Source organism: Nocardia sp. NBC_00403, from assembly GCF_036046055.1.
In the GTDB taxonomy this organism is placed as follows: Bacteria; Actinomycetota; Actinomycetes; order Mycobacteriales; family Mycobacteriaceae; genus Nocardia.
Genome location: NZ_CP107939.1, coordinates 7,510,414 through 7,523,972, shown reverse-complemented (window position 1 = coordinate 7,523,972; position 13,559 = coordinate 7,510,414). Strand labels below are relative to the sequence as shown.

Genomic DNA, 13,559 nt, shown 5'->3' with positions numbered 1-13,559 from the left:
CGATCGCCGGTGGTTTGCCTACCGCAGTGTTCCGGTGCCGAGTCGTGACGGATCGCATGGTCTGCGCCCCGGTCGTGCGGTTAGCTGTCCTTCGATCGGCGAACGCCGGTGCCGCATTCGCCGATCGCCGATCACGCCCGGCGCCATGGACTCCGGAATACCCCGGCAGTAGCATCGGTGCCAACGTGTGGTGACCGAGGGGGCCCGATGTCCGCACCGACACCGTCTGCACCGAATGATCCCGATATGACCGACCTGGTCGGGAAGCTTGCGCGAATACCGAGCGGTCGCCGCGGCAAGTGGGTGGTCCTCGGGGTCTGGATCATCGCACTGATCGCGTTGGGCTCCTTCGCGGGAAAGCTCACCGGCGCGCAGAAGAACGACAGCGTCACCTGGCTGCCCGACAGCGCCGAATCGACACAGGCATTCAAGCTGGCCGAAAAATTCGGCAACAGCGAGCATGTGCCAGTCGTGCTGGTCTATGAGCGGACCAGCGGTATCACCGATGCGGACCGGGTCGCGGTCGGCGCGGACGCGGCACGATTCAAGCGACTCGAGCACGTCGTCGTCGATAATGTGCTCGGCCCGATCCCCTCCGGAGACGGCCAGGCCGTAGAGATCCTGCTGCCGATCGACATGGGCACCGAAGGCTGGACCCGGCTGACCGACGTGGTCACCGAGATCAAGGACGGCGCGGGTGATCGGCCGGAGGGATTGTCCTTCTACGTCACCGGGCCCGCCGGATACGCGGCGGAATTCGGTGCGGCGTTCAAGGGCATCGACGGCCTGCTGCTGTACTCCGCCGCGGCGGTCGTCATCGTCATTCTGCTGCTGACCTACGGGCCGATGCTGTGGGCGCTGCCGCTGATCGCCGCGGGGTTCGCGCTGACGATCGCGCAGAGCGCCGTGTACGGCGCGACCCAACTCGGCCTGACCGTCAATGCGCAGAGCCAGGGCATCCTCACCGTCCTGGTATTCGGCGCGGGCACCGACTACGCCCTATTGCTGGTCGCGCGCTATCGCGAGGAACTGCGCAGGCACGCGGACAAACACGCGGCGATGGCCGTCGCTCTTCATCGGGCCGGGCCCGCGGTGCTCGCCAGCGGTTCCACCGTGATCATCGCGATGCTGGCGCTGCTGGTCGCGGAAATGAACTCCACCAAGGGCATCGGTCCGGTCTGCGCGATCGGCGTCGCGGTCGCGCTCGCGGCGATGCTGACGCTGCTGCCCGCACTGCTGGTCATCGTCGGCCGGTGGATCTTCTGGCCGCGCCACCCCGATTTCGGCACCGCCGACCACACCGAATCCGGTCTCTGGGCGCGTATCGGGCTGTTCATCACGGATCGACCGCGTCCGGTCTGGATTGTCACCGCGCTGGCGCTCGTCGGGCTCGCATTCGGTGTCGTAGGCCTGCAGTCCAACGGCATCGCGAACAAGGATTCGTTCGTCGGCTCGTCCAATGCGGTCACCGGAACCGAAGTCTTGGAACGCCATTTCGACGCGGGCACCGGTCAGCCGGTCATCGTCATCGCGCAATCCGCGCGGGCCGACGCCGTCGCCGCCGCGGTGCGCGCTACACCGGGCATCGCCGCGCCGACGCCGCCGATGGTCAAGGACGATCTGGTCTATCTGGAAGGCACGCTGTCCGACCCGCCGGACACCAAGGCCGCCGACGCGACTGTCGACCGCGTGCGCGCCGCCGTGCACACGGTGGACGACCAGGCCAAGATCGGCGGTGGCACCGCAGTGGTGCTGGATATCAAACGTGCAGTGGCCCATGATAATCGGGTCATCGTGCCGGTGGTGCTCGCCATCGTGATGGTGATCTTGATGGTGCTGCTGCGCGCGGTCCTGGCACCGATCGTGCTGACCGCGACCGTGGTGCTGTCGTACTTCGCGGCACTCGGGTCGAGCCGCTGGATCTTCGACCTGGTCGGGTTCGTGGGCACCGATGCCGGGCTGCCATTGCTCGCGTTCGTGTTCCTGGTGGCCCTCGGCATCGACTACAACATATTTCTGATGTCGCGGGTCCACGAAGAGGCGAAGAAGCACGGCACGCGCCACGGTGCGCTGATCGGTTTGTCGGCGACCGGCGGGGTGATCACCTCGGCCGGGCTCGTGCTGGCCGGCACGTTCGCGGTCTTCGCGACCATGCCGGTGGTGACGTTCGCCGAGATGGGCATCGTCATCGCCGTCGGTGTTCTGCTCGACACGGTGATCGTCCGCTCGATCCTGGTGACCGCGCTGACCCTGGATATCGGCGACCGCATCTGGTGGCCGAGCGCCCTGGCACGTCCGCGAACAGAAACGGTGGCCGAATCGGTGGTCAGCGTCGGCAAGTAGCCGCACAGCTGGGTCGCTCGCGCCGAACTCGCCTCATGGCCTGCGCAGATTTCGGCCGCGCACCGGATACGTTGTGGCGGATAGGCGATTGCCACGCGTTTCGGAAGGAGTGTGTGTTATGACCAGTCCCACCTCGACCCCGATACGTCCGGTGCTCAATGACATGACGATTTTCGCTGGCACCCTGATCCTGATCACCGGCCTGCTGCACCTGCTGACAGCGATCGCTGCCATCGCTGGGCGCGGCATCTTCGTGGTGACCGAAGACCAAGTGTTCCTGGTCGACGTCTCCACATGGGGATGGGTCCACCTGGTGATCGCGGCGCTGATCATCGTCGCGGGCGTCGGCGTCGTCACCGGTAAGACCTGGGGTTACCTCGCAGGCATCGGGATGGCGTCGGTCAGCATTCTGGACAACTTCCTGTTCGCCCCTATCTACCCGTTCTGGGCATTGGTGATCATCGCCATCGACATCCTGGTGATCTGGGCGCTGGCCCGCCAGCTCGGCGCCGACTGATACAGACGCCGCCCGGTTTCGCGGCCTCGGCCCCTGAGTCCTATCCAGTACGGGACCCAGGGGCCGAGTCGTCTCTCACCTACCTCCTGGCGGTGGGCCACCAGGGCCGCCCGGTGGCCGACCCGGGCCGTTGTCGGACCGAGTGCTCTGCGACTTCTCGGCGACACCCACGGTGAGCGCGACCGACATCCCGGACGAGGGTGTACCGGACACGGTGGCAAGTTCGGCGTCCCAGCCGTCACCGAAGACGTTATCCGAGGCCAGCGAGGTGTTGGCGAGGTTGGGAATGCTCTTCGCATAGCCGGAGTCGTAGGCGTACACTGCGGCGCAGGCGTCCTGGGGGAGAGCGATCTGCGAGGTGAGGCGGGCATTATCGCCAGCGACGGCCACCGCGAGCGAGTCGTAGACTTCGAAATGGATATGGGTCCACCGACCGGAATAGCAACCGGGGAAGACGGATTCGAAGGTAACCTTGCCGGTAGCGTCCGCCACTTGGACACCGCGTAGATAGTTCTGCGTGGTGACGCCGTCGCTGTACAACGAGTACTTGCCGTCCCGGTCGCAGTGCCACAGATACACGGCCATGCCGTCGCCCGCCGCGCCGTTCTTTGCCAGGTCTTGAAACGTCAACTCGAGCGTCATCGGAACACCATGGGCGACACCAGAATACGATCCGAAGCTGCCGGTGATATCGCGGCGCACAACACCGGACTCAACGAGCACATTGGGCCCGTTGGATCCGTCGCCCGGATATGGGCCCGCCGTCTCCTGCGGAATCGCGGACGCGGTCCCGGTTGCCGCGACGGTCGTGGACGCAGTGCCGACAGCGGTCGTGTGAGTGGTTGTCGACGCGCACCCCGCCGCGACCGTCGCCGCTCCTGCGACACCGAAGAACGTCAGTGCTTTGCGGCGCGACATCACCTTCATATCGTGCCCAAGCCCGAGATCGTGCTCGTGCACTTCGACGCCGTCGCCGCGGCGCGGATGGTGTGCGCTCACTGAGTGTCCTTCCATCGTCACAACATGTTGTCCAGTGCGAGGTTATGGAGGGGTGCTCGGGAGTGTCTGGGTTCCTGCTGGGAGTCCGCTGTGAGACGGTCTACTCGCCCGTTTCGGGTGTGATGCGGGGGATATGACCAACTACGAAGTCGGGGGAATCTCCTGCCGCTATTCAAGACTTGTTCAGCACCTGACCCCGGACGAAAAGGAGCGGACCGTCGGCTTGCGGAATGTCCCGGGTTTCGGCCGCAAGTGCGATCAGCAGGTCGGTGGATCTCGAGATCTGCGAGCCGGTGCGATAATCGAAACCCGAAGAGAGGGAGTGCTGATGCCGGAGCCGATGCCGGGTGCGGTCCGACAGGGCAACTGGTTCGTACTACTCGATCCTGGCTGGACGGCAGGCACTCCGGACAGCGTGCCGCCACCAGAGGTCATCGTCGGCGGTTGGATGCTCGATGCCGACGGTGCAGTCGGGCCTTTCGAGCCGAATCCGAATTATGTGCCACGCAACCAGTCGACCCCTACTGATCCGCTCGACGCGCTGTTGCGGCTGGCGGCTCGGGGAGAAGATGTCGGCGATCAGATCGTTCCCACCATCCGCGACACCGTTGTGCAGATCGGATGCGACGAGAACGACGACCCAGTGATCGTGTTGTCGCCCGACGGGGTTCCATGTGTGCAAATAGTGACTGCCGAGGTGCACCGGTCTCGATTGACCACCGATCGTTCGTGGCCGGTGGTCGGCAGCAAGCTGTCGGAGATCGTGCCGGAGGGTACTGACATCCTGATCAACCCCGGAGGTCGAGCACAGTTCCGTCTGGTCGGTGCCGCGCTGCGCGGCACCGATTGAGGGAGCGCGGGGTCCGTACTTCGTCGGTTCGCCTGCCCGCCCGCACGGAGTGACGCGCGAATCGGCTTCCTGGCCGGGGGGATCAGGGCGGCGCTGCCGAATCGGGCGCGGTAGTTGATCGGGATGGCGCCGGAAAGGTCTTGAATCGTGGTTGCTCGTTTCCCGCCGCGTCGTAGGTGGGGAGTATCCCTATTTTGGATGAGCGACCATCCGCTGATGTATTGGTATTGAAGCCTGCGGTCGGCGCATGGATGTCTCGGTTCGCGTGGCCGGCCTCATGCAGCGAGCGCGCGGCGGTGCGTGCCGCGTCAGCTCCGTGGGCGGCCGCATTGCACGAGATCATGACAAGCGGGCTCTCCGGTTGTAGGTCGGCCGCCCTCCTGAAATTTCTATTGGCTGCGACGAGCTTGCCGTAGGTCTCGCCGTTCAATACGAGGATTGTCTTCTTCGACCCTGGTGGCCCGATCGTGGCCTGGACCACGAAATATTCCTCACTGGAGTGGGCATTGACGTAAATGGGCGGCCTGCCGGCTTCGACGTCCTTCGCCCACGGCGCCTCCTGTTCGCGTGAATGTCGCCAATCCGTACCCGATCTTTCCGCGGCATAGACCCGCCAGTCGTCCCGGTGCTCGGCTTTTGCCCAGTCGGTAATCTTCACGGCATCGTCGGCCTCCAACGGAAAACTCACGCCGATTGGATTGCCCTCGGCATCGTTCAGCTGCACCGAGTGCACATCATCGGCTTCGAATCGCCGCCACTGGCCGGTCAAGTCCAGGCCGAACAACTGACCGTGCGAACCGGAATCTGCACGGTCGCCGTCGAAGTGATGCGAACCTATCGGCCCTATGCCGGCCGCATCCCCCCACACCGTATTCACGGCAGCCGATTGTGCATGGTCGCCGGTTCGTCTCAAGCGGTCGCTGACGCCATGTGCCGCAGACTCCGTGGCCTTTCCGAGTCGGGCCACTACCTCCAGGAGCTCGTCGGTGGCCGGAGAGATATTACCCATGCCGATGCCCCCTTTTTCATGTCTGGGGACTCTTTTCGGTGGCGACCCACGCCAGGCATCCAGTGTGCCGGAGCCGATTCCCGCAAAACTTCTCGAGGTTGGGGATATTCATTCGGCGCGGTGTGTGGCCCCCGGTGAGCATCGGATCGAGTTCGATATTCACCGGGCGGAGATGGATTGAGTTACTCGGTTAGCGTATTGACTTGCGTGCAACGAGGATTCGGCACCGTCACTAGCTCGTGTCCGCGATACGGCGATTGTTCGGCGATCGAGTCTGAGCGAGATCGAGTCGGGCTCGGTCAGTCGGTGACGAATCCGTTGAGCGTGCCGCGGATGTCGGTGAGCAGCGCGCGGGCGGCGCTCAGGCCCCTGCCGTACCAGACGGAGTCCTCGACGGCGAAGACACGGTGGTCGGTGGCGGCCCCGAGTTCTTTCCACGCGTCGCCGCGCAACACGGTTTCCCCGTGCTTCTTGCCTGCTTCGCCCGCGAAGATCACGTAGATGAGATCGCCTTCGACCTTGTCGAGATCGGCGGCGCCGATGTCGAAGGAGGGGCCGCGCTGCACGGTCGGGCGCTGCACACCCGCGTCGGCGAGGACTCCGCCCGCGAAGCTGTTGGCGCCTTGGACCTGGTCCTGGTCGGCGGTGAACCGGACGACCGAGGCCTGAGTCTGGTTGGCGATGACCGCTTTACCGGTGTCGACGGCCTCGGTGCGGTAGTTCTCCAACGCGATGTTCGCGGCGTTGCTACGGCCGAGACCCGCTGCGAGCCCGGTGAATTCGGCCTGCCAGCCGCTGGTGGTGCCGGCCAGGACGGTGGGTGCGATGGCCTGCAATGCGTCGAAACCGGCTGTGCCCGAAAGCAGGTCGCCGATGATCACGTCGGGGCGCAGCTCGGCGATCTTGGCGAGATCTGGCTGCGCGGCGGTGCCGACGCTGGGAATCTTGTTGACGCCGTAGCCGAGATAGGCCGGGTGCGGGGTCGGTCCGTCATCCGTGGTCGCACCGACGACGCGCTCCCACAGACCGAGTGCGCAGGTCGCGTCCAGGGCCGAGGTGGTGAGCACCACTATGCGTTGCGGGTCCGCGGGCACCTCGGAGATGCCCGCGGCATGGGTGACGGTGCGGGTACCGCTCGCCGTATCCGGCGCGCTCGGCAGTGGACAGGCCATGGTGGTGTCGCGCTCCAGCCCCACCACACCCGCGCCCGCAATGTTCGTCGTGGTGCGCACGATCGAGGCGGCATCGTCGGTTTGGCTGCTACAACCTGCCACGAGGACGGCTGTGCACAGCGCGGCGACGGCCGCACTTCGGCGACCGAGTGTGCCGTATCGGGTCGAGTCCATGTGGTTTCGGGTGCGAACAAGGGCGCTCACCGGCATGCGGGTGAGGGTACATGCGTCGGCGTCGGTGCGGTGCGAAGGCCACCACGCGACGCGGCCGCAGGAAACCGCGGCACGGATTCCTACGGCCGGGGGCCGAGTGTCTCGCGCTCAGGCCGTTTCGCCGCCGATGCTGAATCGAGCGCCGGTCGGATCGGCGACCCCGACCATGCGTTCATAGGGCGAGTCCAGGTCGACCCAGGTCGGGTCGCCGGGCTTGGTGGTCGCGTTGTCTGTCATGAGTGATCTCCTGGCCAGCGGGTAGGAACACCTGTCACTGATGCAGACGTGCGCCGCATCCGTAATTCATCGGCGCGGCAGTGCGGGTAGAGCGAGATTCCGGCGCAGGGCAGCGCGTGGGCGGATCAACGAAATACGACAGAGAGTAGGACCCGTGCGGACGGCTGCGGCAGCACCGTTTACGATTCCATGAGCGCAAGCGAACCGTCGTCTGTCTCGGTACCGAGATCGGCGCATGAAGCGGAGCCTGCGGAGCGACCTAAAGGCACCTTTCAGGAGGATCAGTGACTGCCGTAGAGCCAAAGCCAGTCCCTCAGTTGGAAGCGACTCGGCCGTATCCGGCTCGGACCGGGCCGAAGGGCTCGTTCCTCTACAAGATGGTCACCACCACTGACCCCAAGGTCCTCGGCACCATGTACTTGGTGACGGCGATGAGCTTCTTCCTTGTCGGCGGTCTGATGGCGCTGATGATGCGCGCCGAGCTGGCGCGTCCCGGCCTGCAGTTCCTCTCGCCGGAGCAGTTCAACCAGCTGTTCACCATGCACGGCACCATCATGCTGCTGTTCTATGCGACCGCGATCGTGTTCGGCTTCGCCAACATCGTGCTGCCGCTGCAGATCGGTGCACCCGACGTCGCCTTCCCGCGGCTGAACGCGTTCAGCTACTGGCTGTACCTGTTCGGCGGCACCATGGCGACCGCGGGCTTCATCACCCCGGGTGGCGCCGCGGACTTCGGCTGGACCGCCTACACCCCGCTGACCGATATTCTGCATTCGCCGGGTGTCGGCGCCGACCTGTGGATCCTCGGCCTCGCGGTGTCGGGCCTCGGTACCATCCTCGGTGGCGTCAACATGCTGACCACCGTCGTCTGCCTGCGTGCCCCCGGTATGACCATGTTCCGGATGCCGATCTTCACCTGGAACATCGCCGTCACCAGCGTGCTCGTCCTGCTCGCCTTCCCCCTGCTGACCGCAGCGCTGTTCGGCCTCGCCTACGACCGGCATCTCGGCGGGCACATCTACGACCCCGCCACCGGCGGCATCCTGCTCTACCAGCACCTGTTCTGGTTCTTCGGCCATCCCGAGGTGTACATCATCGCGCTGCCGTTCTTCGGCATCGTGTCGGAAATCTTCCCGGTGTTCTCACGTAAGCCGATCTTCGGTTACACCACGCTGGTCTACGCGACGCTGGGCATCGCCGCGCTGTCGATTGCGGTGTGGGCCCACCACATGTACGCGACCGGCGCCGTGCTGCTGCCGTACTTCTCGTTCATGACCTTCCTGATCGCGGTTCCGACCGGGGTGAAGTTCTTCAACTGGATCGGCACCATGTGGCGCGGTCAGCTGACCTTCGAGTCACCGATGCTGTGGTCGATCGGCTTCCTGGTGACCTTCCTCTTCGGTGGTCTCTCGGGTGTCATCCTGGCCAGCCCGCCGCTGGACTTCCACGTCACCGACTCGTACTTCGTGGTCGCGCACTTCCACTACGTGCTCTTCGGCACCATCGTTTTCGCGACCTTCGCGGGCATCTACTTCTGGTTCCCCAAGATCACCGGTCGCATGATGGACGAGCGTCTCGGCAAGTGGCATTTCTGGACCACCTTCGTCGGCTTCCACACCACGTTCCTGGTGCAGCACTGGCTGGGCGCCGAGGGCATGCCACGTCGCTATGCCGACTACCTGCCCAGCGACGGCTTCACCACACTGAACACGATCTCGACCATCGGTGCGTTCATCCTCGGCGCTTCGATGCTCCCGTTCGTCTGGAACGTCTTCAAGAGCTTCCGCTACGGCGAAGTGGTCACGGTGGACGATCCGTGGGGCTATGGCAATTCGCTGGAGTGGGCGACGACCTGCCCGCCGCCGCGGCACAACTTCTACGAGCTGCCGCGTATCCGGTCGGAGCGTCCCGCGTTCGAATTGCACTACCCACACATGGTCGAGCGAATGCGCGCCGAAGCCCACGTGGGCTGGGGCTCGGGCAAGCATGCCACCGAGGTGCACGAAGGCGCCCTCGCCAAGAACTAGCCGCTGTATCGGCATAGGAACAACGAAGTAGCATTCTCGAGTGTGCACCTGCTGGTGACCAGCGGGTGCACACTCGTTTGTGGAGCGCATCCCGCTTCGGCGGCGATGCATACGGCAAGCGACAATGCGGTCGGCGCAGCGACAACGAGGTCGAGCACAGCGACGGCAAACACTCGAACTTGGAGCACATCAGTTGGCCGACACCACAGTTCTCGTCACCGTCACCGGGCCGGACCGGCCCGGTGTGACCTCCGTGCTGCTCGCGGCGATGTCGCGGCGCCAGGTCAGCCTGCTGGACGTGGAGCAGGTGGTGATCCGTGGCCGGCTGACGCTCGGGGTACTGGTCACCTGCCCGAATGACCCCGAGGCATTGCAGGACGAGCTCGAAGAGGCGATGAACACCGTCGGCATGCATGTCGATGTGGAGGTCGACGCCGAGATCGGCAGACAGCCGATGTCCACGCACGCGGTGGTGATTCTCGGTAGCCCGGTCACCGCGCGCGCGTTCAGCTCGGTGTCGCGCCAGCTCGCGACGCTCGGCGCCAATATCGACACCATCCGTGGCATTGCCGACTACCCGGTGACCGGCATGGAGCTGCTCGTCACCGCGACCGACACCGATGCCGACGCCGACGCACGGCTGCGCACCGCGCTGGCCGAGGTCGCCGTCGCCGAACAGGTCGACGTCGCGGTGGAGCGCGCGGGCCTTGCGCGTCGCGCCAAGCGGCTCATTGTGTTCGACGTCGACTCGACCCTCATCCAGGGCGAGGTCATCGAGATGCTCGCCGCGCACGCGGGGGTCGAGGAAGAAGTCCGCAAGGTCACCGAGGCCGCCATGCGCGGTGAGATCGACTTCGGCGAATCGCTGCGGCAGCGGGTGGCGACGTTGGAGGGGCTGGATGCCTCGGTGATCGATGAGGTCGCTGACCGGATCGAGCTGACGCCGGGCGCGCGCACCACCATCAGGACGCTGCGCAGGATCGGTTTCCGCTGCGGCGTGGTGTCGGGTGGCTTCCGCCAGGTGATCGAACCACTCGCCCACGAGCTGGAATTGGACTTCGTGCAGGCCAACACCTTGGAGATCAAGGACGGCAAGCTGACCGGCCGGGTCGTCGGCGAGATCGTCGATCGGGCGTTCAAGGCGACGGCACTGCGCAAGTTCGCCGCGGAGGCCGGAGTGCCGATGGAGCAGACGGTGGCGGTCGGCGATGGCGCCAACGACATCGACATGCTCAATGCGGCGGGCCTCGGCGTCGCCTTCAACGCCAAGCCCGCGCTGCGTGAGGTTGCCGACGCGGCGCTCTCGCATCCCTACCTGGACGCGGTGCTGTTCATCCTCGGCGTCACCCGCGACGAGGTGGAAGCTGCCGATGCTCGCGACGGCGGTGTGCGCCGGGTGCCCCTCGTCGGTAGGTGAGCGCTGTCGTCGGTGCCTCGACCGAGACTCCGACGACTCGCTGGATCGACGACTCGCTGGATTATGTCCAGCTCTCGCCCGTGCCTGTACGCGTGCGGGTATCAGTGGCCGTGGGCAAGTAGCTCATGTCGGTAGGCTCGCAGAAGTTGATCATTCGTCGATCGGAGGCTGCGGTGCGAAAGTTCCTGCTGGTGCTCGTTCTCGGCTCGACACTTGTCGCGTGCGGCACGAACGACTCCGACTCGGAGACGAAGGGCACCTCCTCGACTCGGCCGACCTCGCACACGGCGCATGACGCACTCGCGGTGACCGATTCGAACAACGGCCAGGAGCGGACGCTGCGGATCGGCCAGCAGCTCGTCGTGTCGCTGCCCGCGAATCCGTCCACCGGCTACACGTGGGGGCTGGGGGAGCTCGAGCAGCAAGTGCTACGACAGGACGGCGAGCCCGACTACCGCCCCGATCCGAATGTTCCGGTGGCACCGGGGTCCGGCGGTACCGCGGTGTGGACCTTCGTCGGAAACAGCGCGGGGGTGGCGCAGCTGACGCTCGACTACACGCGACCGTGGGAGCAGGGCATCGACCCGGCGCAGAAGTTCTCGTTGACGATCAAGGTGGAGTGATGACGGGTTTGCCGGAATGCGGTGCCGATGTCCGGGACGGCAGCGAAACAGACACTGGTGCGGCAGGATTCCATTTCCGGCATGCGGAGCTCGCACAGGGCTACGGTGGCGCGGGCGATCCGGACGATCCGGCCATGGTGCAGGCAATGCAGATGGTGTTGCACATTCCGAAGACCGATCCGCCGCGCCGCAGCGCGCTACTCGAGGCGGCCGCCGCCGCGAGCGTGGCATTGTGCCTGGACGAGCGGGTCGGTCCTGGTGGCGAATGGGAGCAGCCCTACCTCGGGTGGAAGCGATCGCGGATCCGCAAGGTGGCCCGCCGTGCCCGCGGCGCGCAGTGGCTGGCCGCAGACGAGGTGCCCGGGGTAACTGTCGATGTCGACGGCGCTCAGGCGCGAGCGCTGGTGCCGGGACCGGTGGGTGCGGTGGATCCACGGATCAAGCGCCTGCAGATCGGCGGCACCGATCTCGAACACGACGATCCTGGTCCCGCCGATCCCGGACTACCGACGCTGTGGGTGAATTCGGAGCTCGGTATGACTCTGGGTAAGGCCGCCGCGCAGGTCGGGCATGCCAGCATGCTGCTAGCGGGCGCGTTGCCCGAGGCGCAGGCCTATCGATGGTCGCAATGCGGATTCCGGTGCGCGGTAAGGGAAGCCGACAAGGATCGGTGGGGGGCGCTGGTCGACCAGATGCGACTCGGCACCGCGGTCGCGGTACGCGATGCCGGATTCACCGAGGTCGCACCGGGTTCTATGACGATTATCGCGGTACCGGGATTGAAATGAACTGTCCGGGGGCCTGGACGGTACAGCCATCCGAAAGTATTGACGTCGTCCGCAGCCGGGACGACAGTGGGATGTCCCGGTGCCCAGGCGAGCGCCGGGACCTGGTTTGCTCGCTGCTTGCTTTGATGCGGGGCGAAACCGATTTCGGGGCACTACCGATCCCGTTTTTCGGCACAATGGGGTTCGCATCACGCATATCTGGGTATTGAGACGGAACAGGACCGCCCGCACGTAACTCGCCGGAGGACCGCATGATGACAACGCTGTTGGTGATTCTCGCCGTCTGGGTAGTCTGCTCGATTCCGCTAGCACTGATCTTCGCGCGGCTGTTCCGCTCGACGAAGTCCACTCCGTTCGATCCGTCGAAGGCTGCCGCCCGGTCGGTGGACGAACTCTCGACCGTGCGTCGTCGCAAGATCGCCAGGTCGGCGAATACGGCATGGGTCGGTCGTACGAGCGCAGCACATTTGGTCCAAGATGGAGCCCGTGCCGCAACCGGATCCCGATCTGCTCATTGATTTCACCGACGTGACCATCCGACGCTCGGGTCACACCCTCGTCGGTCCGGTCACCTGGCAGGTCGAGCTAGACGAACGCTGGGTCGTACTCGGCCCCAACGGCGCCGGCAAGACCTCCCTACTGCGGATGGCCGCCGCCGAAGTACATCCGACCTCGGGGATTGCCCACTTACTCGGTGAAGTGATCGGTAAGACCAACGTCAGCGAACTACGCCCGCGGATCGGCCTGTCCTCGGCCGCGGTGGCCAGCCGCATTCCGCGCGACGAAAAGGTCAGCGACCTCGTGGTGTCCGCGGGCTACGCCGTGCTGGGTCGTTGGCGAGAGCGCTACGACGACCTGGACATCGACCGCGCCATCGACATGCTGGAAAGCCTCGGCGCCGAACACCTTTCCGATCGCACCTACGGCACCCTTTCCGAAGGTGAACGTAAGCGGGTCCTCATCGCCCGCGCGTTGATGACCGACCCGGAGCTGCTGCTACTGGACGAGCCCGCTGCCGGACTCGATCTCGGTGGTCGCGAGGAACTGGTGGAACGCCTCGGCGACTTGGCCGCGGACCCGGACGCACCCGCCATCGTGCTGGTCACCCACCATGTCGAGGAGATCCCGCCCGGCTTCACCCACGGCTTGCTGCTCAACGAGGGTGCAGTGGTCGCGCAGGGCCTGCTACCAGAGGTGTTGACCGCCGACAATCTGAGTGCGGCCTTCAGCCAGTCCATCGCCCTCGACCGAGTCGACGGCCGCTACTTCGCCCGCCGCTCGCGCCGCTTGGGGCGGCACCGCTCGCGGCAGTAGATCGAGCGCTTCGCCGCATCTTCGGCCCGCCGATGTTCGCCGCGTGGGCT

Annotated in this window: 12 protein-coding genes; 8 read left to right on the top strand and 4 right to left on the bottom strand. The window is 65.5% G+C overall.

Features of this window, described 5'->3' with window-relative positions; all coding sequences use genetic code 11:
- Positions 1–246 precede the first annotated feature (246 nt).
- Together OHQ90_RS33710 and OHQ90_RS33705 are read left to right on the top strand one after the other, a co-directional pair.
- A complete protein-coding gene (locus OHQ90_RS33710) occupies positions 247–2,343 on the top strand; it encodes an MMPL family transporter (RefSeq protein ID WP_328404475.1) in 2,097 nt (698 codons plus the stop codon).
- Positions 2,344–2,461: 118 nt separating this feature from the next.
- A complete protein-coding gene (locus tag OHQ90_RS33705) occupies positions 2,462–2,860 on the top strand; it encodes a DUF7144 family membrane protein (RefSeq protein WP_328404473.1) in 399 nt (132 codons plus the stop codon).
- 75 nt (positions 2,861–2,935) lie between these two features.
- Here OHQ90_RS33705 and OHQ90_RS33700 read toward each other — a convergent pair whose 3' ends face one another.
- The gene (locus tag OHQ90_RS33700) at positions 2,936–3,787 is read right to left on the bottom strand and encodes a dioxygenase (protein ID WP_328413294.1); all 852 of its coding nucleotides are present in this window, start codon (positions 3,785–3,787) and stop codon (positions 2,936–2,938) included.
- 205 nt (positions 3,788–3,992) lie between these two features.
- Between OHQ90_RS33700 and OHQ90_RS33695 the strand changes: the two genes are divergently transcribed.
- Positions 3,993–4,709 carry a type VII secretion system-associated protein gene (locus OHQ90_RS33695; protein ID WP_328404471.1) on the top strand — a complete coding sequence of 239 codons (717 nt, stop codon included), beginning with the start codon at positions 3,993–3,995 and terminating at the stop codon, positions 4,707–4,709.
- 82 nt (positions 4,710–4,791) lie between these two features.
- Here OHQ90_RS33695 and OHQ90_RS33690 read toward each other — a convergent pair whose 3' ends face one another.
- The 3 genes from OHQ90_RS33690 to OHQ90_RS33680 all read right to left on the bottom strand — a co-directional run bounded on the left by OHQ90_RS33690 (position 4,792) and on the right by OHQ90_RS33680 (position 7,340).
- Positions 4,792–5,478 carry a hypothetical protein gene (locus OHQ90_RS33690; RefSeq protein WP_328404468.1) on the bottom strand — a complete coding sequence of 229 codons (687 nt, stop codon included), beginning with the start codon at positions 5,476–5,478 and terminating at the stop codon, positions 4,792–4,794.
- A gap of 539 nt (positions 5,479–6,017) precedes the next feature.
- Positions 6,018–7,100 (bottom strand): ABC transporter substrate-binding protein, encoded by a 1,083-nt coding sequence (locus OHQ90_RS33685; RefSeq protein ID WP_328404466.1) that lies wholly within the window; start codon positions 7,098–7,100, stop codon positions 6,018–6,020.
- A gap of 111 nt (positions 7,101–7,211) precedes the next feature.
- On the bottom strand, positions 7,212–7,340 hold the full coding sequence (locus tag OHQ90_RS33680; RefSeq protein ID WP_328404464.1) for a hypothetical protein: 129 nt from the start codon (positions 7,338–7,340) through the stop codon (positions 7,212–7,214).
- Between the two features lie 284 nt (positions 7,341–7,624).
- Here OHQ90_RS33680 and ctaD point away from each other — a divergent pair, with 284 nt between their 5' ends.
- From ctaD to OHQ90_RS33655, 5 genes are all read left to right on the top strand, one after another.
- Positions 7,625–9,367, top strand: a complete 1,743-nt coding sequence (gene ctaD / locus OHQ90_RS33675; RefSeq protein ID WP_328404462.1) for an aa3-type cytochrome oxidase subunit I — start codon at positions 7,625–7,627, stop codon at positions 9,365–9,367.
- A gap of 193 nt (positions 9,368–9,560) precedes the next feature.
- Positions 9,561–10,784, top strand: coding sequence for a phosphoserine phosphatase SerB (gene serB, locus OHQ90_RS33670; protein ID WP_442941236.1), 1,224 nt, complete (start codon positions 9,561–9,563; stop codon positions 10,782–10,784).
- 173 nt (positions 10,785–10,957) lie between these two features.
- Positions 10,958–11,407 carry a protease inhibitor I42 family protein gene (locus OHQ90_RS33665; protein ID WP_328404458.1) on the top strand — a complete coding sequence of 150 codons (450 nt, stop codon included), beginning with the start codon at positions 10,958–10,960 and terminating at the stop codon, positions 11,405–11,407.
- Positions 11,407–12,195 (top strand): aminoacyl-tRNA hydrolase, encoded by a 789-nt coding sequence (locus tag OHQ90_RS33660; RefSeq protein WP_328404455.1) that lies wholly within the window; start codon positions 11,407–11,409, stop codon positions 12,193–12,195. The genes OHQ90_RS33665 and OHQ90_RS33660 overlap by 1 nt, the downstream gene beginning before the upstream one ends.
- A gap of 477 nt (positions 12,196–12,672) precedes the next feature.
- Positions 12,673–13,509, top strand: a complete 837-nt coding sequence (locus OHQ90_RS33655; RefSeq protein ID WP_328404453.1) for an ABC transporter ATP-binding protein — start codon at positions 12,673–12,675, stop codon at positions 13,507–13,509.
- Positions 13,510–13,559 lie beyond the last annotated feature (50 nt).

What these genes read in the sequence shown, in the direction of transcription:
- OHQ90_RS33710 (WP_328404475.1), top strand. Translation starts at nt 247, where the DNA reads ATGACCGACCTGGTCGGGAAGCTTGCGCGAATACCGAGCGGTCGCCGC.
- OHQ90_RS33705 (WP_328404473.1), top strand. Translation starts at nt 2,462, where the DNA reads ATGACCAGTCCCACCTCGACCCCGATACGTCCGGTGCTCAATGACATG.
- OHQ90_RS33700 (WP_328413294.1), bottom strand. Translation starts at nt 3,787, where the DNA reads ATGAAGGTGATGTCGCGCCGCAAAGCACTGACGTTCTTCGGTGTCGCA.
- OHQ90_RS33695 (WP_328404471.1), top strand. Translation starts at nt 3,993, where the DNA reads ATGACCAACTACGAAGTCGGGGGAATCTCCTGCCGCTATTCAAGACTT.
- OHQ90_RS33685 (WP_328404466.1), bottom strand. Translation starts at nt 7,100, where the DNA reads ATGCCGGTGAGCGCCCTTGTTCGCACCCGAAACCACATGGACTCGACC.
- OHQ90_RS33680 (WP_328404464.1), bottom strand. Translation starts at nt 7,340, where the DNA reads ATGACAGACAACGCGACCACCAAGCCCGGCGACCCGACCTGGGTCGAC.
- OHQ90_RS33660 (WP_328404455.1), top strand. Translation starts at nt 11,407, where the DNA reads ATGACGGGTTTGCCGGAATGCGGTGCCGATGTCCGGGACGGCAGCGAA.
- OHQ90_RS33655 (WP_328404453.1), top strand. Translation starts at nt 12,673, where the DNA reads ATGGAGCCCGTGCCGCAACCGGATCCCGATCTGCTCATTGATTTCACC.